This window comes from uncultured Friedmanniella sp., from assembly GCF_964244005.1.
GTDB lineage: Bacteria > Actinomycetota > Actinomycetes > Propionibacteriales > Propionibacteriaceae > Microlunatus.
Genome location: NZ_CAXTHG010000031.1, coordinates 3786 through 28006, shown reverse-complemented (window position 1 = coordinate 28006; position 24221 = coordinate 3786). Strand labels below are relative to the sequence as shown.

20 protein-coding genes are annotated in these 24221 nt (G+C 71.7%); 13 read left to right on the top strand and 7 right to left on the bottom strand.

What is annotated here, in order from left to right:
- Nucleotides 1-12 precede the first annotated feature (12 nt).
- On the bottom strand, nucleotides 13-2529 hold the full coding sequence (leuS, locus tag ACFE76_RS17020; protein WP_375432987.1) for a leucine--tRNA ligase: 2517 nt from the start codon (nucleotides 2527-2529) through the stop codon (nucleotides 13-15).
- A gap of 383 nt (nucleotides 2530-2912) precedes the next feature.
- Between leuS and ACFE76_RS17015 the strand changes: the two genes are divergently transcribed.
- Both ACFE76_RS17015 and ACFE76_RS17010 read left to right on the top strand, forming a co-directional pair.
- Nucleotides 2913-5681, top strand: a complete 2769-nt coding sequence (locus ACFE76_RS17015; protein ID WP_375432963.1) for a hypothetical protein — start codon at nucleotides 2913-2915, stop codon at nucleotides 5679-5681.
- Nucleotides 5682-5691: 10 nt separating this feature from the next.
- On the top strand, nucleotides 5692-6825 hold the full coding sequence (locus tag ACFE76_RS17010) for a winged helix DNA-binding domain-containing protein (RefSeq protein ID WP_375432962.1): 1134 nt from the start codon (nucleotides 5692-5694) through the stop codon (nucleotides 6823-6825).
- Between the two features lie 255 nt (nucleotides 6826-7080).
- Here the strand turns inward: ACFE76_RS17010 and galE are convergent, their stop codons facing one another.
- Nucleotides 7081-8052, bottom strand: a complete 972-nt coding sequence (gene galE / locus ACFE76_RS17005) for a UDP-glucose 4-epimerase GalE (protein WP_375432961.1) — start codon at nucleotides 8050-8052, stop codon at nucleotides 7081-7083.
- Nucleotides 8053-8283: 231 nt separating this feature from the next.
- Here galE and ACFE76_RS17000 point away from each other — a divergent pair, with 231 nt between their 5' ends.
- Genes ACFE76_RS17000 through ACFE76_RS16990 form a run of 3 tightly spaced genes read left to right on the top strand, consistent with a single transcriptional unit; the run spans nucleotide 8284 to nucleotide 12391 of the window.
- The gene (locus tag ACFE76_RS17000; RefSeq protein ID WP_375432986.1) at nucleotides 8284-9660 is read left to right on the top strand and encodes an ammonium transporter; all 1377 of its coding nucleotides are present in this window, start codon (nucleotides 8284-8286) and stop codon (nucleotides 9658-9660) included.
- Nucleotides 9657-9995 (top strand): P-II family nitrogen regulator, encoded by a 339-nt coding sequence (locus ACFE76_RS16995; RefSeq protein ID WP_375432960.1) that lies wholly within the window; start codon nucleotides 9657-9659, stop codon nucleotides 9993-9995. The genes ACFE76_RS17000 and ACFE76_RS16995 overlap by 4 nt, the downstream gene beginning before the upstream one ends.
- Nucleotides 9929-12391, top strand: coding sequence for a [protein-PII] uridylyltransferase (locus ACFE76_RS16990; protein WP_375432985.1), 2463 nt, complete (start codon nucleotides 9929-9931; stop codon nucleotides 12389-12391). Before ACFE76_RS16995 ends, ACFE76_RS16990 begins: the two co-directional genes overlap by 67 nt.
- 27 nt (nucleotides 12392-12418) lie before the next feature.
- Here the strand turns inward: ACFE76_RS16990 and ACFE76_RS16985 are convergent, their stop codons facing one another.
- Nucleotides 12419-13360, bottom strand: a complete 942-nt coding sequence (locus ACFE76_RS16985; protein WP_375432959.1) for a PfkB family carbohydrate kinase — start codon at nucleotides 13358-13360, stop codon at nucleotides 12419-12421.
- A 10-nt stretch (nucleotides 13361-13370) separates the two neighbouring features.
- Entirely contained in the window at nucleotides 13371-14381 is a 1011-nt protein-coding gene (locus ACFE76_RS16980; protein WP_375432958.1) for a DUF4192 domain-containing protein, read from the bottom strand.
- Nucleotides 14382-14519: 138 nt separating this feature from the next.
- On the opposite strand from ACFE76_RS16980, the gene ACFE76_RS16975 reads away from it, so the two are divergent.
- The 3 genes from ACFE76_RS16975 (at nucleotide 14520) to ACFE76_RS16965 (ending at nucleotide 17022) form a co-directional block, all read left to right on the top strand.
- Nucleotides 14520-15497 (top strand): hypothetical protein, encoded by a 978-nt coding sequence (locus ACFE76_RS16975; RefSeq protein WP_375432957.1) that lies wholly within the window; start codon nucleotides 14520-14522, stop codon nucleotides 15495-15497.
- A gap of 68 nt (nucleotides 15498-15565) precedes the next feature.
- On the top strand, nucleotides 15566-16345 hold the full coding sequence (locus tag ACFE76_RS16970) for a VIT family protein (protein WP_375432956.1): 780 nt from the start codon (nucleotides 15566-15568) through the stop codon (nucleotides 16343-16345).
- Between the two features lie 116 nt (nucleotides 16346-16461).
- Complete coding sequence (locus tag ACFE76_RS16965; RefSeq protein WP_375432984.1) at nucleotides 16462-17022, top strand: rhomboid family intramembrane serine protease; 561 nt, start codon at nucleotides 16462-16464, stop codon at nucleotides 17020-17022.
- Here the strand turns inward: ACFE76_RS16965 and ACFE76_RS16960 are convergent.
- Both ACFE76_RS16960 and ACFE76_RS16955 read right to left on the bottom strand, forming a co-directional pair.
- Nucleotides 17004-17375 (bottom strand): Hpt domain-containing protein, encoded by a 372-nt coding sequence (locus ACFE76_RS16960; protein WP_375432955.1) that lies wholly within the window; start codon nucleotides 17373-17375, stop codon nucleotides 17004-17006. The two genes, ACFE76_RS16965 and ACFE76_RS16960, sit on opposite strands and share 19 nt — an antisense overlap.
- A 14-nt stretch (nucleotides 17376-17389) precedes the next feature.
- Entirely contained in the window at nucleotides 17390-17761 is a 372-nt protein-coding gene (locus ACFE76_RS16955; RefSeq protein WP_375432954.1) for a response regulator, read from the bottom strand.
- Between the two features lie 309 nt (nucleotides 17762-18070).
- On the opposite strand from ACFE76_RS16955, the gene ACFE76_RS16950 reads away from it, so the two are divergent.
- From ACFE76_RS16950 to ACFE76_RS16935, 4 genes are read left to right on the top strand one after another with little or no spacing between them, the layout of a single operon-like run.
- On the top strand, nucleotides 18071-20212 hold the full coding sequence (locus ACFE76_RS16950; protein WP_375432953.1) for a sensor histidine kinase: 2142 nt from the start codon (nucleotides 18071-18073) through the stop codon (nucleotides 20210-20212).
- 55 nt (nucleotides 20213-20267) lie between these two features.
- The gene (locus ACFE76_RS16945; protein WP_375432952.1) at nucleotides 20268-20819 is read left to right on the top strand and encodes a pyruvoyl-dependent arginine decarboxylase; all 552 of its coding nucleotides are present in this window, start codon (nucleotides 20268-20270) and stop codon (nucleotides 20817-20819) included.
- Nucleotides 20816-21526, top strand: coding sequence for a hypothetical protein (locus tag ACFE76_RS16940; RefSeq protein ID WP_375432951.1), 711 nt, complete (start codon nucleotides 20816-20818; stop codon nucleotides 21524-21526). The genes ACFE76_RS16945 and ACFE76_RS16940 overlap by 4 nt, the downstream gene beginning before the upstream one ends.
- Nucleotides 21527-21528: 2 nt before the next feature.
- The gene (locus ACFE76_RS16935) at nucleotides 21529-22383 is read left to right on the top strand and encodes a response regulator transcription factor (RefSeq protein WP_375432950.1); all 855 of its coding nucleotides are present in this window, start codon (nucleotides 21529-21531) and stop codon (nucleotides 22381-22383) included.
- A gap of 32 nt (nucleotides 22384-22415) precedes the next feature.
- On the opposite strand, the gene ACFE76_RS16930 is transcribed toward ACFE76_RS16935, so the two are convergent.
- Nucleotides 22416-22775 (bottom strand): hypothetical protein, encoded by a 360-nt coding sequence (locus ACFE76_RS16930; protein WP_375432949.1) that lies wholly within the window; start codon nucleotides 22773-22775, stop codon nucleotides 22416-22418.
- A 382-nt stretch (nucleotides 22776-23157) separates the two neighbouring features.
- On the opposite strand from ACFE76_RS16930, the gene ACFE76_RS16925 reads away from it, so the two are divergent.
- Nucleotides 23158-24129, top strand: coding sequence for an aldo/keto reductase (locus tag ACFE76_RS16925; protein WP_375432948.1), 972 nt, complete (start codon nucleotides 23158-23160; stop codon nucleotides 24127-24129).
- The last annotated feature ends 92 nt before the right edge of the window (nucleotides 24130-24221 follow it).

The following is a 24221-nucleotide window of genomic DNA, read 5'->3' as shown; positions in this document are numbered from 1 at the left end:
GTCGCGACCAGCTCAGGCCGGGACGATGCTGACCAGCTTGGGGGCCCGGACGATGACCTTGGCGATCTCGCGGCCGGCCAGCGCGCGGGTGACGCCCTCCTCGGCCAGGGCCCGGGTGCGCAGCTCGTCCTCGGCGACGTCGGGGGCCACCTCCAGCCGGGCCCGGACCTTGCCCTGCACCTGGACGACGCAGGTCACGGTCTCGGTGACCAGCAGTGCCGGGTCGGCCGTGGGCCAGGCCGCGTTGGCGACCGAGGGTGCGTGGCCCAGCAGCTCCCACATCTCCTCGGCCACGTACGGGGCGAACAGGCCCAGGATCACCGCGACCGCCTCGGTGGCCTCCCGGACTGCCGGGTCAGCGGGTCCGACACGTGAGTCGATGGCCTTGCGGGTGGCGTTCACCAGCTCCATCACCCGGGCCACCGCGACGTTGAACCGCTGACCCTCGACCAGCTGCTCCTCCTCGGCCAGCAGCCGGTGCACCTGGCGCCGCAGGGCCGGGTCACCGGTGGTCGGGTCGACCCCGGGCTCGCTGGTGACGTCGCCGGCCAGCCGGTACGCGCGCTGCAGGAACTTCAGCGACCCGCCCGGGGACACGTCCGCCCAGTCGATGTCCTCCTCCGGCGGCCCGGCGAAGACGACGGTCAGCCGGACCGCGTCCACCCCGAACGCGTCGATCTGGGCACCCAGGTCGACCCCGTTGCCCAGCGACTTCGACATCGACTTGCCCTCGTTGATGACCTGGCCCTGGTTCAGCAGCCGCTTCATCGGCTCGACGAAGTCGATCATCCCCATGTCGTGCAGCACCTTGGTGAAGAAGCGCATGTACAGCAGGTGCAGGATCGCGTGCTCGACGCCGCCGACGTACTGGGCGACCGGCATCCAGCGACGGACGTCCGCCGGGTCGAACGGGCCGTCCTGGTGTCCGGGCGAGCAGTAGCGGAAGAAGTACCAGGACGAGTCGACGAAGGTGTCCATCGTGTCGGTGTCCCGGCTGGCGGGTTCGCCGCACCGCGGGCAGGCCACGTTCGCCCACTCGGTCGCCGCGGCCAGCGGGGAGGTGCCCTTGGGTGCCAGGGCCGCTCCGGTCAGGTGCGGCAGCGTCACCGGCAGCTGGTCGTCGGGGACGGCCACCTCGCCGCAGGAGGGACAGTGGATGATCGGGATCGGGCAGCCCCAGTAACGCTGCCGGCTCAGCAGCCAGTCGCGCAGCCGGAACGTCACCGCGCCGGTGCCGGTGCCCTCGGTCTCCAGCCGCTCGATCATGGTGCGGACGCCGGCCGCCTTGTCGGTCAGCCCGTCCAGCGGCCCCGAGCTGACGTACGTCCCGTCGCCGACGGTGGCCACGCCGCTGACCGCGGGGTCCTCAGCGCCGGTGTCGACCACCCGGCGTACGGGCAGGTCGTGGGTGCGGGCGAACTCCAGGTCGCGGGCGTCGTGGGCGGGCACGGCCATCACCGCGCCGGTGCCGTAGTCGGCCAGCACGTAGTCGGCCGTCCAGACCGGCAGCCGCTCGCCGTTGACGGGGTTGACCGCGTGCACGCCCAGCGGGACCCCCGTCTTGGGCCGGTCGGTGGCCTGGCGCTCGATCTCGGTGGCCCGCTGCGTCTGCGCCAGGTAGGCCTCGAAGGCCGGTCGGGCCTCGTCGGTGACGATCTCGGCGGCCAGCGAGGCGTCGGGAGCCACGACGAAGAAGGTCGCGCCGTACAGCGTGTCGGGTCGGGTGGTGAAGACCGAGACGGTCCGGGCGTCGGCCTGGGGGCTCTCGATGGTGAAGTCGACGTGCGCGCCCTCGGAACGGCCCAGCCAGTTGCGCTGCATGGTCAGCACCCGGTCGGGCCAGTAGCCCTGCAGCTGGTCCATGTCGTCCAGCAGTCGCTGCGCGTAGGAGGTGATCGCGAAGTACCACTGGTTCAGCTGACGCTTGACCACCGGCGTGCCGCACCGCTCGCAGGCGCCTTGGACGACCTGCTCGTTGGCCAGCACCGTCTGGTCCTGGGGGCACCAGTTGACGTAGCTGTCCTTGCGGTAGGCCAGCCCGCGCTCGCGGAAGCGCAGGAACAGCCACTGCGTCCAGCGGTAGTACTCGGGGTCGGAGGTGTGCAGCCGGCGCGACCAGTCCAGGCTCAGGCCGTAACGCTTGAACGAGGTGGCCTGGGTCTCGATGTTGGCGTAGGTCCACTCCGCCGGGTGCGTGCCGCGCTGGATCGCCGCGTTCTCGGCGGGCAGCCCGAAGGAGTCCCAGCCGATCGGGTGCATCACGTCGAAGCCGCGCAGCCGCAGGTAGCGCGCCACGATGTCGGCCATCACGAACGCCTCCGCGTGGCCCATGTGCAGGTCGCCGGAAGGGTAGGGGAACATGTCGAGGACGTACGCCCGCGTCGCCGACCCGTCGTCGCGCGGCCGGAAGGTCTGGTCGGTCTCCCAGTACTGCTGCCACCGCAGCTGAGCCGCGGCGGCGTCGTAGCCGCTCCGGGTCTCGGCGGACTCCTCAGCGGGTTCGGCCGGCTCGGTCGGCCGGTGGTCGATCGTCCTGTCAGGCACTGCTGCTCCTCGGGGTTGCTCTCCGGACCGCTGGTGGGCACAAAAAAACCCTCCGCCGTGGTCGACGGGAGGGTGGCCGCGCAGGGAAACTACCTGCGCGGCTAGAGAAGGAGAGCGCGGTACATGTCGGACATCTTAGACCCGACCGCCACGGCGGCGCGCGGCCGATTCCGCGGCGGCGAAAGTCGTGACCGGCGAACGGTAATGATCGCCCCGCTCGCGACGATGTGAAGGGTGAAGCCGAACGACTTACCTGAACCCCCGAGCAGGCAATTCGTTCGGCTTCGCTTTGTCCTCAGGGGCCTGGTCGTCGACGTCGTGGGCACCAGAGAGTGACCCTGGTCACGTCGTGCTCTAGCCTCAGCCAGGTGACGAGACAGCTCCGGCCGACCGCAGCGCAGCGGCCCCCCCGTACCCCGCAGGCCTCGCGGGCCACCCGCCTGCTCCTGGCCGTGATCCTCGCCCTGGGCGGCCTGCTCGTCACCCTCACCGCCCATCCCGCGGGCGCGGCGCCCTCGAACCCGGCGTCGCCAGCGGCGGACCGGGGCAGCTGGGCGGTCCGTGACCTGGGTGCCGGACGCTGGGCCGTGAGCTGGCAGGCGCCGGAACGGTTGCCGGTCAGCTCGGACCGGCCCACGATCGTCGGCCCGGCCGGTCTTGCCGTCGGCACCCCGACCGTGGCCGCCGACCGGCGTACGGTCCGGGCGGTGGTCACGTCCCCCTCGGCGCCCGCGCCGGGCGACCTGGACGTGCTGCTGTCGGGCCGCACCCTGGACAGCACCGCCAGCAACGCCCGACGCCAGGCCCCCGCCGCGGCCGCCGACCCCACCCCCGCGGTCCGCGAGCTGGCCACCGACCCGGGGGTGCCCGGCCCGTACGCCGTCGTGACGAGCGACTACACCCGGACGCCGGTGAAGGTGGCCGGAATGGCGGAGCCGATCGAGATGGTCGGTCACGTCGTCGAGCCCGTCGCGGCTGCCGCCACCGGCCCGCGTCCGCTGGTGCTCTTCCTGCACGGCCGGCACGAGTACTGCTACCAGGTCAGCAAGGGCGTCACGAGCTTCGACTGGCCCTGCCGCGGGACGATGGCGGAGATCCCCAGCCACCTCGGCTACGACTACGCGCAGCGGCTGCTGGCCTCCCAGGGCTTCACCACCGTGTCGGTCCGGGTCAACGGGATCAACGCCCAGGACGACGCCCTCGACGACGGCGGCGCCGGGGCCCGGGCCACCATCGTGACGAAGCACCTGAACTACTGGACGGCCATCGCCGGCCAGCACCAGGTCGACCTCGACCGGGTGGTGCTCGTCGGCCACAGCCGCGGCGGCGAGGGCGTCGACCGCGCCTCGATCCGGATCCCGGCGACGGCCGCCTATCGCATCGTCGGCCAGGTGCTGATCGATCCCACCGACTTCGCGACCCAGACCGCGCCCTACTTACCCACCGTGACCCTGCTGCCCTACTGCGACGGCGACGTCAGCGACCTGCAGGGCCAGCGGTTCACCGACGCCAGCCGGGACCTGACCAGCAACGACCAGTCCCTCAAGAGCTCGGTGCTGGTGATGGGCGCCAACCACAACTACTTCAACACCGAGTGGACTCCCGGCCTCGCCGCGGCCCCGGCCAACGACGACTGGTACGGCGAGGCGGACGGCGCCTGCGGTACGGCCACCTCCGCCCGGCTGACCCCGGCCGAGCAGCAGGCCGTCGGGAAGGCCTACATCGCCGGTGCTGTCCAGCAGTTCACGGCCGCTCCCGAGGCGGACCAGCCGTTCCTCCCTCTCTTCGACGGATCAGCGGTGCGGGTCGGGTCCACCGGCGACGCCGTCGTCCTCAGCCACGCCCTCGGCGGCGGGCGCGAGCTCCGCCGGCCGGCCGACGGCACCGCCCTGACCCTGCCCGACGGGGCGCAGAGCGAGTTCTGCACCGGGAGCACGTCGGACGACTTCCGCCCGGGGCTCTGCGGCTCCGAGCTCGCCGGTGTCGTCACGCCGCACTGGCCGTGGCGGGAAGAGCTTGTGCCGACCCGCTCCTTCTGGCAGCTGAGCTGGGACGCGGCTGGTCAGTCGGCCGGGCTGCAGCTGGCCCGTCCGCTCGATCTCCGCTCCCGCAGCCTCGACCTGCGGACCATCGTCGACCCCCAGGCCGGCGACGTCGCTCTCCAGGTCCGGCTCACCGACGGCGCCGGGGCTTCGGCCACCCTGACGCCGGTCGGCGGGGCCACGGTGCGCGCGCTGCTCACCGCGGAGGACCTGACCAAGCTCTGGGCGCAGGACGTCCGGGTGGACCCCTCCTCGGCCGTCGGTTCCCTCGACCTGGCCCACATCGTGCGGGTGGACATCGTCGGCCAGAGCACGGCCGGCCGGGTCTGGGTCGCTGACGCCGCCGCGGTGCCGGAGCGGGCACCGGCCGCGGTCGCGTTCCGGGCTCCCGCGCTCTCCCTCGGCACCGCTCGGGTGCAGGAAGGAAAGCGCTCGGGCACGACCGTCGCCCAGGTCCCGTTCCAGCTCTCCAAGCCGCTGACGGTCCCCGGTCAGTTCCGGGTCCTCACCTCGGGTGAGGACGAGGGCTCGCTGCGGACGTTCACCGTCGACCTCGCGGCCGGTCAGAGCTCAGGGACGATCCCCGTCGGCTACCAAGCCGACACGGTCGACGACCGGAGCGAGGCCACCACCTACGTCGCCGCCTGGGCGACCAGCAACATCACGACCGACGCTTACATCGGCCGGCTCGTGGTGCTGGACGACGACCCCACCCCCAAGGCCACCGTCACCCGGGTGCACCGCACGGTCAAGGAAGGCAGCTCGGCGCAGTGGAAGATCACGTTCGCCAAGGCCGTCGACTACGGCGTGGACGTGAGCAGCCGCGTCGTCGCCGGTCCCGGCCGGGACCTGACGGGAGCCGACGTCTCGGCGACGTGGCTGTCCCAGCACGCCTCGAAGCGCGGGTCGACCGGCACGCTCGCCAAGCTCGGCGTACAGATCTACGCCTACGTACCCGCTGGCTCCCGCAGCACGACACTGTCGATCCCGATCCGGAAGGACGGCAAGAAAGAAAAGGGGGAAGCCGTCACCCTGCGGGTGCACGCCTTGACGACCACCAAGACGACGACCGTGAAGATCGCCGCGTCGCGTTAGCCGTGCCGGCATGAGCAGGGTGAGCCTGGACGAGCTGCGCGAACGCACCCTGTGGCGGCAGTTCCCCGATCTGCCGGGTCGAGACGGGGAGGCGGTGCTCGCGCTGGTCGACCGGCTCGGGCCGATCCAGTCCCAGGTGCCGCGGGCGCCGTTCCTCACGGCGTCGTCCCGGCTGCCCGGAGTCCGCTACACCGACGTCCGGGACCTCTTCGCGTCGTTCGTGGTGCTCAAGACCAGCAGCCTGCGCGGTACCGTCCACACGAGCGGCCGCCGGCTCTTCCCGTGGCTGGACGCCGTCGCCCGACCCGGCCGGGCCGGGCCGCTGCGGACCCAGCTCGACCTCGCCGGGGTCAGCGCCGCCGACGTGGTGGCCGAGATCGAGGCGTACGCCGACGACGCGTGGCGTTCCCGGGCTGACATCGTCACGCACCTGCGCGACTGGCTGGCTGAGCACGAGTCCGCCGCCAGCGCCGCCGCACTGACCGGCACGTTCCGGGAGAACCTGATCTGGGGACACAGCGGACTGCTGCGCCGGCCGCCGGACGACCGCTGGGAGAAGCGCACCGACGTCTACCACCGTCGGGCCCGGTCGGTCGTGCCCGAGCTGGGGACGACCACCGTCGCCGAAGCACTCGCTCACCTGGTCCGGGTCTACCTCGGCGCTCTCGGCCCGGCGACCCGGCAAGACCTCGCCTACTTCTTCGGTACGGGGCTGACCGTGGCCGACGCGGCGGTGACCAGCCTCGGCGACGAGGTCGTGCGGCTGACGGGTCCCGAGGGCGAGACGTTCCTCGACCTCGCCGAACCCCCGCCCGCCCATCCGCGCGCCCTCGGCGTCCGGCTGCTGCCCGAGTTCGACGCGCTCGTCGTGGGCTACCACCAGCGCAACCGGACCAGGTTCGTGACCGCCGACGGGCTCGGCGAGCTCTGGGCCCGGGCGAACGGGCAGTTCGCCCCGGTCGTGCTGCTGGACGACCGGCTGGTGGCCATCTGGCGGACCGTCGGCACGAGTCGCCGGACGATCATCGAGGTCACCCCGCTTCCTGGCCACCACCCGCCGCCGGAGGACCTGCTCGGATCGGCTGCCCTGGCCGTGGCTGCCGCGCTCGGACTGCCCGAGGTCGAGGTCCGACTCGAGGTCTGACCGGATGGCGGGCGTCACGCTGGTCCGGGCGCTGATGGTCAGCGTGTCGCTCTCGAAGGAAGCTCCCACGCTGGTGATCGTCCTCCACTCAGGCAAGGGAGAGCACTGCCATCGTCATCGCGGTCCTCATGGCTGCGAGTGAGGTCGGGATCGGGAAGCCTGACGCCCTGAGGGCCGCGTTGCCTCCTGGACGTGGTCGTGCCACCGCTCGAGCGGTGGCAACGTCGCTTTCGGTGGGCAGGAGCAGCCCCGCGATCATCGAGCCGGGGCCGCCTGCTGCTGGGCAGCCCAGGCGCTGGCCACCATGTCCGTGAGCGAATGGGTCATCCGCCAGTCGAGGTCTCGGGCCGCCAGCTCGCCGGAGGCAACGATCCGGGCCGGGTCGCCGGACCGACGGGGAGCGATCACCGGGTCAAAGTCGATGCCGGTGACCTCGGCGATCGCCGTCATGATCTGGCGGACCGAGACGCCGTCGCCACTGCCGAGGTTGTAGACGGGCTCGAGCGGACGGCCCGACTCCAGCGCCCGGGCGGCGGCGACGTGGGAGGTGGCCAGGTCGGCGACGTGGATGTAGTCGCGGACGCAGGTGCCGTCCGGGGTGGCGTAGTCGTCGCCGTTGATCTGCGGCGTCCGGCCCTCCGCGAGCAGCGACAGCACCACCGGGAAGAGGTTGTGCGGGCTGGTGTCGTAGAGCTCCGGCGTCGCGGAGCCGACGACGTTGAAGTAGCGCAGCGACGTGTGCCGTAAGCCGGCTGCGCGTCCCTGGTCGGCCAGCAGCCACTCACCGATCAGCTTGCTCTCCCCGTACGGCGACTCCGGCGCGGTCGGGGTGGCCTCAGTCACCAGGTCGACGTCCGGCGTGCCGTACGTGGCGGCGGAGGAGGAGAAGACGATCTGGTCGACACCGGCGGACTGCATCTGCTCGAGCAGCGTCGCGGTCCCGGTCACGTTCTGCTGGTAGGCCAGCAGCGGCTTGGTCACCGACACCCCGGCGTACTTGAAGCCGGCCAGGTGCACGACCCCGGTCACCTCGTGCTCGACCAGGGTGTGCCGCACGAGGTCGCCGTCCAGGATCGATCCCCGGACGAACGGCACCTCCGCCGGGACGAACTCGGCGTGCCCGCTGGTGAGGGAGTCGATCACCACCACCGGCGTGCCGGCTTCGCGGAACGCGCGCACCACGTGCGAGCCGATGTAGCCCGCTCCTCCGGTGACCAACCAGGCCATCTGCCTCCCTCGTCGAGCGCTCATCCTAGTGGTGGTCCTCTACGGCCGACCGGGGAGGAGTCCGGGCTCTGAAACACCGCCGACACGGACCATCGACAACTGTCACACAGGCGTAACGAGGGGCTTCGTGCCCGCAACACGCAACCGCCAGAGTTCTCTCGACCCTTCGCCGGCCTCGGATCCAGACCGTGGACGGTGACCACGACCAGTTACTTCACCGAAAGAAGCAACATGTCACCACTCGAGATCGACACCGGAACCACCGCGTGGATCCTGACGTCTTCGGCCCTCGTGCTGCTGATGACCCCCGGCCTGGCCCTGTTCTACGGCGGCATGGTGCGCGCCAAGAGCGTCCTCAACATGATGATGATGAGCTTCGGGGCCCTGGCTCTCATCTCCGTCCTGTGGGTGCTCTACGGCTACTCCATGGCCTTCGGCGACGACAAGGGCCTCGGCCTGGTCGGCGACCCGTTGCAGTACATCGGGCTCAAGGGCCTGATGAGCACCGACAACACGGTCACCGTGGTGGCCGACCCCGAGCAGATCGGCACCTACCCGGCCATGGCCTTCGTGGCCTTCCAGGCCGTGTTCGCGATCATCACCGTCGCACTGATCTCCGGCGCCATCGCCGACCGGGCCAAGTTCTCCACCTGGATGATCTTCTCCGGCATCTGGGCCTCCGTCGTCTACTTCCCCGTCGCCCACTGGGTCTTCGACTTCTCCGCCGGTGAGCACGTCGGCGGCTGGGTCGCCAACAACCTCAAGGCGATCGACTTCGCCGGTGGAACCGCGGTCCACATCAACGCCGGTGCCGCCGGCCTCGCCCTCGCGCTCGTGCTGGGCAAGCGGGTCGGCTGGCGGCGGGACCCGATGCGTCCGCACAACCTGACCCTGGTCATGATCGGCGCCGGTCTGCTCTGGTTCGGCTGGTTCGGCTTCAACGCCGGCTCGGCCGTGACCGCCAACGCCGCGGCCTCCACCGTCTGGGTCAACACGATGGTCGCCACCGGTGCGGCCGCGCTCGCCTGGCTGGTGACGGAGAAGATCCGGGACGGCCACCCGACCTCGCTGGGCGCCGCGTCCGGCGTCGTCGCCGGTCTGGTCGCGATCACCCCGTCCTGCTCCTCGGTCTCCCCGATCGGCGCCATCCTCGTCGGTCTGGTCGCGGGTGTGCTCTGCGCCCTGGCCATCGGCCTGAAGTACAAGCTGGGCTACGACGACTCCCTCGACGTGGTCGGCGTGCACCTCGTCGGCGGCCTCTGGGGCACCTTGAGCGTCGGCTTCCTGGCCAACGCCGACGCCCCGGCCGGTGTCGACGGCCTCTTCTACGGCGGCGGTGTCGGCCAGCTCGGGCTCCAGGCCGTCGGCGCCCTCGCCGTGCTGCTGTACAGCTTCGTGCTGACGCTGGTCATCGGCTTCGCACTGCAGAAGACCATCGGCTTCCGCCTCAACGAGGAGGACGAGATGGAAGGGATCGACAGCACCGAGCACGCCGAGACTGGCTACGATCTGGGCAACCTCACCTCCAGCCTGCGAGGCGCCCTCTCGGGAACCGCCCCGCGTCGTGCGGACGAGGGCCACAACCATGACGAGGAGGTGACGGCATGAAGCTCGTGACCGCGATCATCAAGCCGCACATGCTGGACGAAGTGAAGACCGCCCTCGAGTCCTTCGGGGTCGAGGGGATGACGGTGAGCGAGGCCAGCGGCTTCGGCCGTCAGCGCGGCCACACCGAGGTGTACCGGGGCGCGGAGTACACCGTCGACCTCGTGCCGAAGGTGAGACTTGAGGTGCTCGTGGACGACGAAGATGCCGGAGACATCATCGACGTCCTGGTCAAGAGCGCTCGGACCGGCCGAATCGGTGACGGCAAGGTCTGGTCGGTCCCCGTGGACGACATCGTCCGCGTGCGGACCGGAGAGCGCGGGCTGGACGCGCTCTGAAGCGTGACTTCACCAGCGAGCGTCTCAACGTCGCGATCCGGTCCGGGTGGTCTTCCACCGCAGGGCCGGATCGTCGGCGTTGGGCGACCACGTGCGTGGAGGACGCGCTCGTGGAGCTGTACGACGAGGTCGGCGGGCCGGTCAGCGGGACCGCGCTCGCCTGCGTCGGCAGCCTGGCCCGCCGCGAGCTGGGTCCCCGCTCCGACGTCGACCTCGTGCTGCTGCACGACGGCCGGGACCCGGTCGGTACCGACCGGCTCGCGAACGAGCTGTGGTATCCGCTGTGGGACTCCGGCGTCCGGCTCGACCACTCCGTACGGACCCCGGCCGAGTGCGCGGAGGTGGCCGGCCGCGAGCTGAGCGCCGGTGTCGGTCTGCTCGACCTCCGGGTCGTCACCGGCGACGCCACCCTGGTGGGTGGCGCCAGGACCGCCCTGCTGAGCGCCTGGCGAGGCAACGCGCGCCGACGGCTGCCCGAGCTGATCACCGCTCTGGACGAGCGCTGGGCGCGTTTCGGTGACGCCGCGTACCTGCTCGAGCCCGACCTCAAGGAGGCGCGCGGCGGGAGCCGCGACATGGCGATGCTGCGCGCGCTGGCCGCGACCTGGCTGACCGACCGGCCGCACTCGGGGGTGCGGGACCCGTACGAGCAGCTGCTGGACGTCCGCGACGCCCTGCACGTGACCTCGGGACGGGCGTTGGACCGGCTGCTCGCCGCCGAGGTGGACGCCGTGGTGGCTCAGCTCGGCTATCCCGAGCCGGACGCGCTGCACCGGGCGGTCAGCCTGGCCGCCCGACGGATCGGTCACGCCGTCGACCTGACGGTACGGACGGCGAGGCAGGCCGTGCCGCAACGGCGCGTGCTCAGCTTCACCCGTCGTGAGCGCCGGCCCGTCTACACCGAGGCCGACCACGGACTGATCATCCACGCCGGCGAGGTGGGGCTGGCCCACCTCGCGAGCGCGTCGCTGCCGACGACCGGGCTGCACGCCGGCGCGCTGGCGGCCTCGCGCGGGCTGGACCTCTCCCCCGTCACCGCCGAGAACCTCGGCCTGCACGCTCCGCCGCTGCCGACCCCCTGGCCGGAGGAGGCGAAGGACGCCCTGCTCGAGCTGTTGTCGGCCGGCCCCCGGCTGGTCCCGGTGTGGGAGGCGCTCGACCTTGCCGGCTGCATCTCGCGGTGGATCCCGGACTGGGAGCCTATCCGCGCCCGGCCCCAGCACAACCCCATCCACCGGCACACCGTCGACCGGCACTCGGTGCAGACGGCCGCCGAGGCGCAGCGGCACCTGACCCAGGTCGAACGGCCGGACCTGCTGCTGCTGGCCTGCCTGTTCCACGACATCGGCAAGCTGCCCGGCGCCGGCGTCGACCACGCCACGGTCGGAGCCCCGATCGCCCGCCGGTCGGTCGAGGCCATCGGTCTGGACGGCGAGGACGCCGACCTCGTCGAGCTGCTGGTCCGGCACCACCTGACCCTGGCCGCGCTGGCGACCAAGCGCGACCACGCCGACCCGCTCACCCAGCAGGCGCTGATCGACGCCGTGCAGGGGCGCGCCGAGGTGCTCGACCTGCTGCGCTACCTCACCGAGTCCGACGCCCGCGCGGCCGGACCGGCCGCCTGGTCGCCTTGGCGCGCGTCCTTGATCGACAGCCTGACCGAGCAGGTCCGCAGCCTGCTGGTCGCCGACGACGCCGGTTCCGACAGCTCCCGGACCGAGGCGCGGCGGCAGGCCGTCGTGGCGCGGCTCGTCGACGTCGGCCTGGCCCGTTCGGTGGCCCTGGACGGCCGACCCCGGATCCGGGTGCAGAACCGGCCGGGCGGGGTGGAGCTGCTCGTCGCCGCGAAGGACCGGCTCGGGCTGTTCAGCGAGACCGCGGGTCTGCTCGCCGCACACGCGATCGGCGTCCGGTCGGCGGTGCTGCACACCCTCGACGGGGTGGCGGTCAACACCTGGCGGGTCGACAAGCAGGCGGTCGCCGACCTCCCCGACCCGGCTTTGCTGGTGCAGCAGCTGGAGCGGCTGGAGCAGTGCGACCGCGCGGTGCTCGAGACGGTCCGGCGACGTGAGGCACGGGCCCACGGCTCCGGTTCGCTGTCGGCGCCGTGGATCGAGCTGATCCGCGCCGCGAGCGAGTCCGCCACCGTGATCGAGGTACGGACGACGGACCGGCCCGGGCTGCTCTACGCCCTCGGCCACGCGGTCGCCGAGCTGCGGCTGATGATCCGCTCGGCCCACGCCAGCACGCTGGCCGGGTTGGCGATCGACACCTTCTACCTCACCGAGCCCGACGGCAGCCGGCCCGACGCAGCCCGAAGCCTCGCCGCCGTGCAGGCCCTCGCCACGGCAGCCGGCCGGGACGCCACCCGCTCCCCCGCCGCTGCGGCGGGCTGAACCCAGCCGGGAAGGACGCGACCGGCTTCAGGCCCGGCCGAGCAGCTCCGCCACGTCGTCGGCGGTCGGCGGCTGCGCACCTTGCCGGGAGCAGACGATGGACGCGGCGGCGGCTCCGCGGCGCAGTGACTGCGCCAGGTCGAGCCTGCTGCCCACCCATCCGTCCAGGAAGCCGGCCATGAACGTGTCCCCGGCCCCGACGGTGTCGACGACCTCGGTGGGGAAGCCCTGCGTCCGGGTGACGGCCCCACCCGGTTCGACGGCCGCACCGCCGCCGGCCCCGAGGGTGATCACCGCGAGACCCAGACCGTACTGCTCCACCCAGCCGGCGGCGATCTCGATCGGGTCGCCGGAGAGGCCCGAGCGGGCGAGGAAGTTGATGTCCTCGTCGCTGGCCTTCACGATGCCGCCACGCCGGCCCACCGCGACCAGCCAGGGCTGCACCTTGCTCCAGTACACGTCCGGGTCCGAGATCACCGTGGGGCGCACGTTGATGTCGTAGGAGACCCCGGAGCCGACGCCGCCCATCCAGTCGAGCAGCACCTCGGCCCCGGGACTGACGACGCAGGACAGCGACGCGATGTGCAGCCAGTCGGTCGACCTCAGTGCCGGCAGGTCGTCGATCTGCCAGCCGAAGTTCGCCGTCCCGGCGAAGTGGAAGGTGTAGCTGGCGACCCCGTCGGCGTCCAGGCTGACCACGGCGATGGACGTGGCCTGGGAGGACTCGGTGGCCAGGTCGAGCTGCACCCCGGCCCGGCTGATGTGCTGACGCAGCTGGTCCCCGAAGGAGTCGGTCGACAGCCGACCCAGGAAGTGGGTGTCGTTGCCGAGCCGGCCGAGCGCCACCGCGGAGTTCATCGGACCTCCGGCCGACAGCGCCAGCCACGTGGAACGGAAGCTGTCGTCCGCGTCAGATCGGCTCTGGACCAGGTCGATGAGGGTCTCCCCGCACACCACGAAGCGCGTCATGAGGAGAAACCTAGTGGAGCCGCTGCAGCCCGGCTACGGCGCTCACCTCCTCCTGCATGTCGTCGGCCATGTCGTCCCAGGACCGCGGCGGCAACGCCCGCTCGCTGATGTCGTTCAGCAGGCGACCGAGGGTGTACCCGGGATCGAGCTCGTGCAGCCGCTCGGCGCAGCAGTTCTGGAGCGCCCCCTGGCCGGCGATCCAGGCGGTCACCCCGAGCAGGCCCAGCGGGCCGCGGGCCAGGTCCTGCGGCGTCCGGGCAACCGTCCGGGACCAGACCCGCAGGTGGTCGTCGGCGTCCTCGCGGGTGACCATCGCCCAGGCGACGTCGCGAACTGCGATGTCGGCCGCCAGAACCGCGAGCAGCAGGCAGTCGTCGTCGTCAGGTGGTTCGTCGCTCTCGAGGTAGCGCCGCACGGTCGCCGCCATCAGCGCGGCCCGGACGCCCCGATCCTGGCCGGCGGTCTGTTGCTGCACCGTCGCGGCCGCGGCGACCAGCCGGACCTCGTCGACCTCGTCGGGGCCGCCCACCTGGCGTTGCAGCTCGACCCGGCTCGGTTGGGCGCTCAGCCCCGCGTACACCGCCTCGGCGGCCAGCGGGTGCGAGGCCGGCTCGTACGGCGTCCCCTCCGGCGGACAGCACCCGCTCCGACAGGTCAACGACCACCACCGCCCACCGACCACCAGCACCGCCTCCCGGATCGGCGCTCCCACCGACCCGACCAGCCGCTCGAGCACCGCCCGGGCGTCGGCGGCCACCGCGCCGTAGACGACGAGCACCACCTCGTCCACCTGGTGCCGGGCGCTGATCACGGCGAAGGAGTCGGCGAGCTCAGCCGCCTGCTGCGGCGGCGGCAGGTCGACCCGGGCGGTCAACAGCACCCGACCGCGGTGGGAGAACACCGCGACCACCGACTCGTCAGGGTGGAAGCCGACCAGGTACGGGATGACGGCGAGGAAGTCGGCGGGACGGCGCACCCGAAGTCGGGTGGGCGGCGGTCGGCGAGCGGGAGTTCGTCTCATGACCAGAGGATGCGGACGCGGACCCCTGATCTGCGGTTTCGGCCTCGCCCTGTGGACAGCGTCGATGACACTCATCGGCTGTGGACAAGCAGCGACGCCGTGACACGAGCCGAGGCCGACTCCGCTTATCCTCGGGCCATGGCCGAACTCAGCTCCCACCACGTCCGGGGGTGGGAGGTGCTGCGGCTCACCAGCGAGCAGGTCAGCGTGGACGTCGTACCCGGCCTGGGCGGCACCGTGACCGACCTGCGACGCCGAGCCGACGACGCCCCCCTGCTGTGGTCCACCCCGTGGGGTTTGCGGCACCAGGGGGCCTGGTCGATCCCGGGCAGCTCTGAGGCGGCCATGCTGGACAGCTGTCCCGGCGGCTGGCAGAGCCTCTTCCCCAACGCCGGGGACACCGCCGTGCTGCACGGGGTCGAGTGGGGCCACGACGGCGAGACGCGGATCACCTGGCTGGACCACGACCAGCGCGGGGACGGGGTGTCGATGTCCGGCCGGCTCGTCCGGTCCCCGTTCCTGGTGACCAAAGACGTCACGGTCGCCGACGACACGGTCGAGGTGAGCGAGACCGTCACCAACGTGGGCGGCGAGGCGGTCGAGGTGATGTGGGGCTCCCAGCTGGTCCTGGGCGGTGGGCTGATCGGCCCGGGGACGACCGTGAGCACGAGCGCCAGCGTGGTCCGGCCCGACGCGCGGTCCGGCAGCGGCACCACCTACGAGGACCTGATGCCCTGGCCGCGGGCCCACGGAGCGCACGCGACGGTCAACCTCTCCCGGCTGCCCGGGCCGGACGCCGCCGAGTCCCGGCTGGCCTACCTCAGCGACTTCGCGACCCCGTCACTGACCGTGCGCAACGCGACCGGCTCGCTCGGGGTCGACCTGACCTGGGACGAGACCTGGCCCTATCTCTGCTACTCCTTCGAGGCGGGCGGCCGCAGCGGGTTCCCCTGGTTCAGCAACGCGTACTTCCTGGCGCTCACTCCGCTCAGCAGCTGGCCCGCCCACGGCCTGCACGAGGTCCGCCGCACCTCCGCCACCGCCATCTGGGTGCAGCCGGACGAGCAGCTGAGCAGCCGCTTCGCCGTTCGCGTGCACCCGGCTCCCAGCGCCTGACCCAGCGCCCGGGGAAGGGTAGACACGCCTTCGTGGCGACGGGCGTCCCCTCCTGGTTGACTGCGGGGATGACCGAGCTCGATCTTCGGGGGACCCCCCTGCCCGCATCCGGGCCCGCCACGCCACCGGCGCACGTCGACGAGCCGCACGCCCGCGGCGCGTCCGACCGGCTGAACGGGCTGCGGGCGGCGGTCCTCGGGGCCAACGACGGCATCGTGTCCGTGGCGGCGCTTCTGGTCGGCGTGGCCGGGGCCACGCCCGAGCTCGGTCCGGTGCTGACCGCCGGGGCGGCCGGCCTCGTGGGCGGTGCGGTGTCGATGGCGCTCGGGGAGTACGTCTCCGTGAGCAGTCAGCGCGACGCCGAGCGGGTGCTGATCGCCAAGGAGAAGGCCGAGCTCGAGCTGATGCCGGAGGCCGAGCTCGACGAGCTGACTGCCCTGTACGCGGCCCGGGGACTGAGCCCGGCGACCGCACGCCAGGTCGCCGAGGAGCTGACCGCCCGCGACGCCCTCGGCGCCCACCTGGATGCGGAGCTGGGGATCGACCCCGACCACCTGGTCGACCCGTGGCGGGCGGCCCGGGCGTCCGCGGCTGCCTTCGTGCTCGGCGGGCTGCTGCCGCTGCTGGCGGTCATCGCGCTGCCGCTCGGCATCCGCCTCCCGGGCACGATCGCGGTGGTGCTGCTCGCGCTCGCCGGCACCGGAGCGGCCGGGGCACGGCTGGGTGGTGCCCGCTCGGGTACGGGTCAGCTGCTGCGGCCGACGTTGCGCGTCGTGCTCGGCGGCGCCGTGGCCCTGGGCGCCACGTTCGCGATCGGCCGGCTGCTGGGGACCACCCTGCTGGGCTGAGGGCGACACCGCGGTCCCGCCGGGTCGACTCGCGGGGCCCCGAACCGCTTGAGCGGGTCAGGCACCCTGGGACCATGCCGACGTCGTCGATCCGACCCGCCCGCGCTGCGCTGGTCATGCTGCTCCTGCTCGCGGGGCTGTGGCTGCTCGAGCTCCTCGACCAGGCGAGCGGGAACGCCCTCGACCAGTTCGGGATCAGGGCGCGCGAGCTCGACGGGCTGCCGGAGATCCTCACCGCGCCGTTCCTGCACGCCGGCTTCGCCCATCTGGTGAGCAACTCGGTGCCGTTCCTCGTCCTCGGCTTCCTGGTCCTGTTGAGCGGCGTCGCCCGCTGGCTGGCCGCCTCGCTGACCTCGGTCGTCAGCTCCGGGCTGTTCGCCTGGCTGCTGACCCCGGCGGGCACGATCGTGCTGGGCGCGAGTGGGCTGATCTTCGGCTGGCTCACCTACCTGCTGGCCCGGGGTCTCTGGTCGCGACGCCCCGGACAGGTCGTGCTGGCGCTCGTGGTTCTGCTCGTCTACGGCAGCCTGATCTGGGGTGTCCTGCCGGGCGCCGTCGGGATCAGCTGGCAGGCCCACCTCGGCGGGGCGGTCGGCGGGGTGCTCGCGGCCTGGCGACTGCACCGGCAGCGGCCCGTCGCCCGGTCGCCCCGACCCACCTACTCCTCGAACTGGTGATCGGCGGACCCGGCCACCAGCAAGGCGGTCAGCTCGTCGAGCTGACCGCGGGCCTCCATGAGTGCCGGTCCAGGCGTGATCTTCGGCACGGCGGGGGTGAGGAACTCCTCGAGCCGGGCGGCTGCCCGCGAGGCGCGGGGCAGACCGAAAGTGCCGGCGGAACCCACCACCTGGTGGGCGGCGGCCACAGCAGCCAGCCGTTGCGACTCGGACAGCTGACCGGCCTCAGCCGCCTGCAGCGCGTCAGCGATGACCACCGAGCGCGCGAGGTTGGACTGGATGGCCGACTCCGAGAGCCCCCGCAACAACGCGATGACAGCATCCTCGCGGTCCTCGGGTGAGGGTACGGACAAGGAGACTCCTTCCGCTACCACCCGAGCAGCCGCGACACCTCCGCCGACAACGTCATCGGATCAAACGGCTTGCCTATTACACCTGACGCGTCGGTATTCTTCCACTCATCACGGCCCTCACCCCCTGCTTTGGCGGTGAGGAAGATGACCGGCAGGTCCCGCGTCGACGCGTCCGTCCTCAGCTCGACCAAGGTGCTCGGCCCGTCCTGGCCCGGCATCATCACGTCGAGCAGCATCGCGTCGGGGTGCTCGCGAAGGGCGACCTCGACGGCTTCGGCACCCGAGGACGCCGTCAGCACCTCCCAGCCGCCCACCATCTCCAGCGACGCCTTGGCCACCTCGCGTAGCAACGGGTCGTCGTCGACGACGAGCACGCGGCGCGTCACCGGCGCGGAGCGTTCTCGGTCGGAAGCCCCTGCGGCCGGCAGCAGCGGTTGACGCCACCGTGCCCTCGGAACGCCCAGTCGGTCATCGAGCGACCTCCACTTCCCTACGCTTGGGGGACTCGCACGACCAGGGCCGACCGAGGCGGCAACACCGCAACACGGTCGGCACGCCTGCTCAGGCGGGGCAGGGACGACGTCACGCACGGCTGAGGTCCAGCCATGCTAGCGGTCCCGGATGGTAGCGTCGCGCCCATGGGGAGCCGAGCGCATCTCCGAGATCTGGGGGCTTGGCGATTCCGACTGCAGAGCGTGACCACGGCTGTGGTCGTGCTGCTGCTCGCTGGGCTGCTCGTCAGCGACGCGCCCGCCGAGCTCAAGCGGCTCGCCAGCGGGCTGGGTCTGGTGATGGTCGGCCTCAACGCTGCTCTGGCCTGTCGCGGTCGCGCCCGACGCAGCAGTGACCGCCCGCGCCGGTCCTGGACCCTGTGGTCGCTGGCCTGCCTCTCTGGAGCTGCCAGCAACGTGGCGCTGCTACTGAACGGCGCCCGGGCCGTCCACCGCGGCGTCGCCCCCAGCGACGTCGCGCTGCTGGTCACCCTCAGCCTTTCCGCCGCCGGGCTGGTCTGCTTTCCCCGGACCCGCCGGCGGGGCACCGACCTGGCGCGGATGCTGCTGGACGGCGTGGTCATCGGCGGCTCCATCCTCGCGGTCGTCAGCATGCAGGTCGGCACCGCGCTCGACGGGATGAACGTCACCAACTACGTGGTCAACCTCGTCACGCCGGTGCTCGACGTGGTGGTGGCGACGCTGGCGATCCTGCTCTTCACCCGCAGCGCGCCGGCCGACCGACCCATCCTGGGCGCCGGGGCGCTCTGCTTCATCCTGTTCGGGGTCTCCGACCTGCTCTACACCCTGACGTTGCTGGAGGAGGGTCGCTTCGCGCTCGGCAGCCCGGTCGACCTCGGCTGGCTGGCCGGCTACGCCCTGCTCGCCTGGGGCATCCGGCACCCACGCGGGTTCACGGGATCCGTGGACGTGAGCGCGGCCGAGATATCCCCGGTCCGGGGCACCGCCACCGTCTTCCTCGTCTTCCTCGGGGCCAGCCTGTTCGGTGCGGTCGTCTTGCACGACGCCTCGCTCACCGCCGTCGCGCTGGTGATCTGGGTGATGGTGCTGCTGGCGGTGCTCGGCCGGCAGTTCTTCCTGGTGCTCGACAACGAGCAGCTGCGGCGCACCCTCGAGCAGCGGGTGGTCGAGCGCACCCGGTCGCTGCGCCAGGTCACCCGACGCAGCGACCTGGTCGTCTCCTCGGTCGGCGACGGCATCTACGGCGTCGACCGCTTCGGCCTGATCACCTTCGTCAACCCGGCCGCGGCCGGAGTGCTCGGCTACGAGGCGGTCGAGCTGATCGGGCACGACGCGTACCGCACGTTCCACTCCCCCGCCGCCGTCGACGTCGCCTACCTCGGTGAGAACTCCTACCTGGCCGAGGCCATCGAGAACGGGGTGATGACCAGCGGCCAGGAGGACACCTACCTGCGGGCCGACGGCCGAGAGATCCCCGTCGAGGTCACCGCCACCCCGCTGAGCGACGACGGGACCAGGCTCGGAGCCGTGGTCGTCTTCCGCGACGTGACCCAGCGACGTGAGGTGGACCGGCTCAAGAACGAGTTCGTCTCGATGGTCAGCCACGAGCTACGGACCCCGCTGACCGCGATCCGAGGCTCGCTCGGCCTGCTCGCGGGGGGCGCCCTCGGCCCGCTCACCGCGACCGCGGCGCGGATGGTCGACATCGCCCTGGTCAGCAGCGACCGGCTCACCCGGCTGATCAACGAGATCCTCGACCTCGAGCGGATGGAGGCCGGCGGTCTGCCGCTGGACCTCGGCAGCTACTCCGCGGAAGCGCTGATCGACACGGCCATGGGGCAGGCCACCGTGCTGGCGCACGAGGCGGGGGTCGCGGTACGGGTCGCGCACGTCGAGGGTGAGGTCCGCGCCGACGCCGACCGGGTGGTGCAGACCCTGCTCAACCTGCTCGGCAACGCCATCAAGTTCTCCGAGCCCGGGCAGGAGGTGACGGTCCGGTCCACCCAGCGCGGCAAGGTCGTGGAGTTCGAGGTGGCCGACGCCGGCCGCGGCATCCCCGAGGACAAGCTGGAGTCGGTCTTCGCCCGGTTCCAGCAGGTCGACTCCTCCGACGCCCGCGAGAAAGGCGGCTCCGGGCTCGGGCTCGCGATCAGCCGCAGCCTCGTCGAGCGCCTCGGCGGCCGGATCTGGGCCGAGAACAACCCGAACGGTGGTGCCGTCTTCCGGTTCACCCTGCCCACCGCGACCTCTGTCGAGCCGGTCCCCGTTCAGCCGCCGGACCAGACGCGAGCCCTCGACCGCGGCCCGGACACCTACGTCGACGAGGACGACCTCCGGCCAGCGCCGGCCGAGTCCGCCCACTGACACCCCCCGGCCGCTCCTCCCGGAGCGACCCAACCCCTCTTGGAGGACGAATCCCGTGACCCCTCACGCCCGGAGCCCTCGCTACGCGCCCCTGATCAGACTCAGCGGCGGCCGCGGCGACGGCCCGACCGCGCTCGCCGCGTTCGACGCCGCGCTGGGCTCCGCCGGCCTGGCCGGCTTCAACCTGGTCCGACTCAGCTCGGTCATCCCCGCCGGGGCCCGGGTCGAGGTGGTGTCACCCCCCGACCAGATCCCCGGCGAGCACGGCGACCTGCTCTACTGCGTCTACGCCCACGGGGTGGCCGCTGAGCCGGGTACGGAGATCTGGGCCGGCGTGGCCTGGGCGCTGCGGGACGACGGTTCCGGGGCCGGGCTCTTCGTCGAGCACCACGCCACGACCCGAGCCGGCGTGGACGCCGAGCTGAGCGCCACCATCGGTGCCATGATGGCGCGCCGGCCGGAGTCCTACGTCGAGGCTGGTCGGCTGTTGTCCCACGCCCGGTGCGACGGCGACCCCGCCGCTGCCGTGGTGGTGGCGAGCTACCGCAGCGTCGGGTGGGACGAGCCGATGGTGGCGGCGGGCACGGCCGTGCCGGTGCTCCGGTGAAGGGGCGCAGCCCGCACGGCGACTACGAGGACCTGGGAATGCGGGGCGGCTGGCGCTTCACCCTCGAGCTGGTGGTCGAGCGCGAGCTGGTGCTGGTCTTCTTCGACCTGTACGAGGCGGCGTTCGGCTCGCTGCGGACCCGGTCGATAGCCCGCCAGGTGCTGACCGAGGCGGAGTTCAGCGAGCAGATGACCAACCCGGCCGTCCGCAAGTACGTGGCGTGGGATGCCGCCGGCGACCCGGTGGGCATGTGCGTGGTGACGACCGACCTGACCACGGTGCCGTGGATCAGTCCCGAGTACTTCGCGGCCCGCTATCCCGAGCACTGGGAGCGGCGCGCGATCTGGTACATCAGCTTTCTGCTCGCCCACCCGAGCCAGCGACACAGCCGCTTCCTCGACCACATCATCGACGTCGGCGTGGGCGAGCTGGTCGAAGCCGGAGCCGTCTGCGCCTACGACATGTGCAGCTACAACGCGGCCGAGCTCGGCCTCGGGCGCCGGGTGTCGGAGAGCTTTCAGCGCACCACCGGCGTGGCCCCGGCCCTCACCGACTCCCAGACCTACTACACCCTCGACGTCGGTCACCACCCGGTCACGGCGCCCAAGGACCCCCTGGGAACGACGGAAAGGGCGACGATCCACGACTTGGCGGGTCCGATCGGTACCGCTGACACCGTTGGACAAGGTTCGGTGGGTACCTTATGACCATGCCAAACGGGTCCTCGGGCGCGGTGCTGCCGCTGCAGCCGGGACGGGTCGCGGTCGTGATCGAGGACGACGCGGACATCCGGAACCTCTTGCAGGCGATCCTGGAGCAGGCCGGGTTTCGCACGTTCGCCTGCGAGAACGGCGCCGACGGCATCGAGTGCGTCCGCACGAACCAGCCGATCCTGACCACCTTGGACATCTCGCTGCCCGGCATCGACGGTTTCGAGGTGGCGCGCCAGATCAGGTCCTTCAGCACCACCTACATCATCATGCTGTCGGCGCGCGACGAAGAGATCGACACCTTGATGGGTCTCGACGCGGGCGCCGACGACTACCTCACCAAACCGTTCCGGCCCCGCGAGCTGCGGGCCCGGATCGAGGCGATGCTGCGGCGCTACCACCTGGCCAAGGCCGAGCAGGTCTCGGCGGAGCCCGCTGCGGCCACGGCCCCGAGCCCCTCCGGCGCGCCGTCCGCCGAGACGGCTGACCCGTCGGTCGGCGACACGGAGGAACCGGGCTGGCTCAGCCACAACGGGCTGCGGATCAACGAGGAGATGTGGCTCTGCGACGTCGACGGCGCACCGGTCGAGCTGACCCGGAGCGAGTTCGACCTGCTGCTCGCCATCATGCAGGGCGCCCGCCGGGTGATCTCGAAGGAGTCCCTGGCGCTGGAGCTGCGGGGTGACTACGCCAGTACCGGCTACGTCTCTGACTCCGACAAGCGGGCCGTCGAGGTGCACATGGCCAACCTCCGCCGCAAGCTCAACGACCCCGTCGGATCGCCGCGCTTCATCGAGACGGTCCGTGGCGTGGGCTACCGGTTGGCAGACGCAAAGCGCGCGGCGCGCCGCTGAGCAGCTGACCGAGGAGCCGGAGCCGTGGCCGGTCAGGCCTCGCTGGTCTCCAGCTGCTTACGGGCGGCCTGGGCGTGCCGGAGCACCTCCGCCAACAGGGCGTCGAGCTCGTCCGGCCCGGCCTGGGTCAGCACGGACCGCAGCTGCCGGACGGCGGCCGCGAGCTCGACCCGGCCGATCATGGTGCTGCTCGACTCGAGACTGAGCAGAGCGACGTGTGCGGGCTCCAGCTGGGCGTTCAGCACCAGCTTTTCGATCTTGGCGACCCGGCCGTCCAGCAGGTCCAGGAAGTCGCGCCGGAAACGGGACATCATGTCCTGCTCCTGGGAGGTCATCTCCCAGCGTCGAGCGGGCACCCCTCGGCCGGAGCCACCGGTCTCGTTGGGCGTCATGGCGTCCCTGGCCACGTCATGTGGCCGGACCCAGAACCCAGCGGGACTGCGACACGCAACCGCGGGCTCCGACCAAACGGTCTGCCGTGGTGTTCATCTGCAGCCCTCCTCAGGCGTTGACAGGGCGGTGAAACCCCGACGCCAGAACCCCCCGATCCTGACCCCATGATCCTGCGCTGACGGCCTCTGTGCGTGGTCGGGATTGGGCAAGGCGAACCTCAGGTTCGGCTCAGGATCGTGTGAGCAGGAGTCTACGTACCCCCTGGCCAGGCCGGGAACACCGCCCCGGAGTCCCTGGGGCACCGGGCGAGGAGCCCTCCGCCGAGGTGCACGTGGAGCCCGCCGACCAGCTCCGAGAAGTGGCGGAGCAGGATGGTTGACCATGGAGTTCACTCATCTAGGCCGTACCGGCCTCACCGTCTCTCGGCTGTGCCTCGGCACCATGAACTTCGGTCCCCAGACCGAGGAGCCCGTCGCGCACGCGATCATGGACACCGCCCACGAGCAGGGCATCAACTTCTTCGACACCGCGAACGGCTACGGCGGCGCTGAGCGGCGCGGCTGGACCGAGGAGATCCTCGGCCGCTGGTTCGCCAGCGGCGGTGGCCGTCGTGAGCGCACCGTGCTCGCGACCAAGGTCTACGGCGACATGGGCAGCTGGCCGAACGAGGGCAAGCTCTCGGCGCTCAACATCCGCCGCGCCCTCGACGCGAGCCTCAAACGTCTCCAGACCGACTACGTCGACCTCTACCAGTTCCACCACGTCGACCGTGCCACGCCGTGGGAGGAGATCTGGCAGGCGGTGGAGGTCGCGGTGGCCCAGGGCAAGATCCTCTACGCCGGCAGCAGCAACTTCGCCGGCTGGCACCTCGCCCAGGCCCAGGCGGCGGCCGCCAAGCGGAACCTCCTCGGGTTGGTCAGCGAGCAGTCGCTCTACAACCTGATGGTCCGCGACATCGAGCTGGAGGTCATCCCGGCCGCCGAGCACTACGGCCTCGGGATCATCCCCTGGTCCCCGCTCCAGGGCGGGCTGTTGGGGGGCGTAGTGCGGAAGACCAACGAAGGCGTCCGGCGGCTGGAGGGCCGGTCGGCCGCCAGCCTGGAGGAGCACCGCGAGCAGCTGACCGCGTACGAGGAGCTGGCGGACGAGCTGGGCCACGAGCCAGGAGACCTCGCGCTGGCTTGGTTGCTGCACCGACCAGCCGTCACGGCCCCGATCATCGGGCCGCGGATCCCCGAGCAGCTGGACGGGGCGCTGCGGGCGGTGGACATCATCTTGGACGAGGCGACCCTGGACCGGCTCGACGAGATCTTTCCCGGACGTAAGACTGCTCCGGAGGACTACGCCTGGTAGCCCGGCCCTGGGAGTTCGGCACAGGGAGTTCGGCACAGGGAGTTCGGCACTGGGAGTTCGGCACTGGGAGTTCGGCACTGGGAGTTCGGCAC

Bases quoted from the DNA above. Each gene is read 5' to 3' on its own strand.
- ACFE76_RS17010 (WP_375432962.1), top strand. From the start codon at position 5,692: ATGAGCAGGGTGAGCCTGGACGAGCTGCGCGAACGCACCCTGTGGCGG.
- ACFE76_RS16970 (WP_375432956.1), top strand. From the start codon at position 15,566: ATGACCGAGCTCGATCTTCGGGGGACCCCCCTGCCCGCATCCGGGCCC.
- galE (WP_375432961.1), bottom strand. From the start codon at position 8,052: ATGGCCTGGTTGGTCACCGGAGGAGCGGGCTACATCGGCTCGCACGTG.
- ACFE76_RS16925 (WP_375432948.1), top strand. From the start codon at position 23,158: ATGGAGTTCACTCATCTAGGCCGTACCGGCCTCACCGTCTCTCGGCTG.
- ACFE76_RS16930 (WP_375432949.1), bottom strand. From the start codon at position 22,775: ATGACGCCCAACGAGACCGGTGGCTCCGGCCGAGGGGTGCCCGCTCGA.
- ACFE76_RS16965 (WP_375432984.1), top strand. From the start codon at position 16,462: ATGCTGCTCCTGCTCGCGGGGCTGTGGCTGCTCGAGCTCCTCGACCAG.
- ACFE76_RS16995 (WP_375432960.1), top strand. From the start codon at position 9,657: ATGAAGCTCGTGACCGCGATCATCAAGCCGCACATGCTGGACGAAGTG.
- ACFE76_RS16985 (WP_375432959.1), bottom strand. From the start codon at position 13,360: ATGACGCGCTTCGTGGTGTGCGGGGAGACCCTCATCGACCTGGTCCAG.
- ACFE76_RS16975 (WP_375432957.1), top strand. From the start codon at position 14,520: ATGGCCGAACTCAGCTCCCACCACGTCCGGGGGTGGGAGGTGCTGCGG.
- ACFE76_RS17000 (WP_375432986.1), top strand. From the start codon at position 8,284: ATGTCACCACTCGAGATCGACACCGGAACCACCGCGTGGATCCTGACG.
- ACFE76_RS16935 (WP_375432950.1), top strand. From the start codon at position 21,529: ATGCCAAACGGGTCCTCGGGCGCGGTGCTGCCGCTGCAGCCGGGACGG.
- ACFE76_RS16980 (WP_375432958.1), bottom strand. From the start codon at position 14,381: ATGAGACGAACTCCCGCTCGCCGACCGCCGCCCACCCGACTTCGGGTG.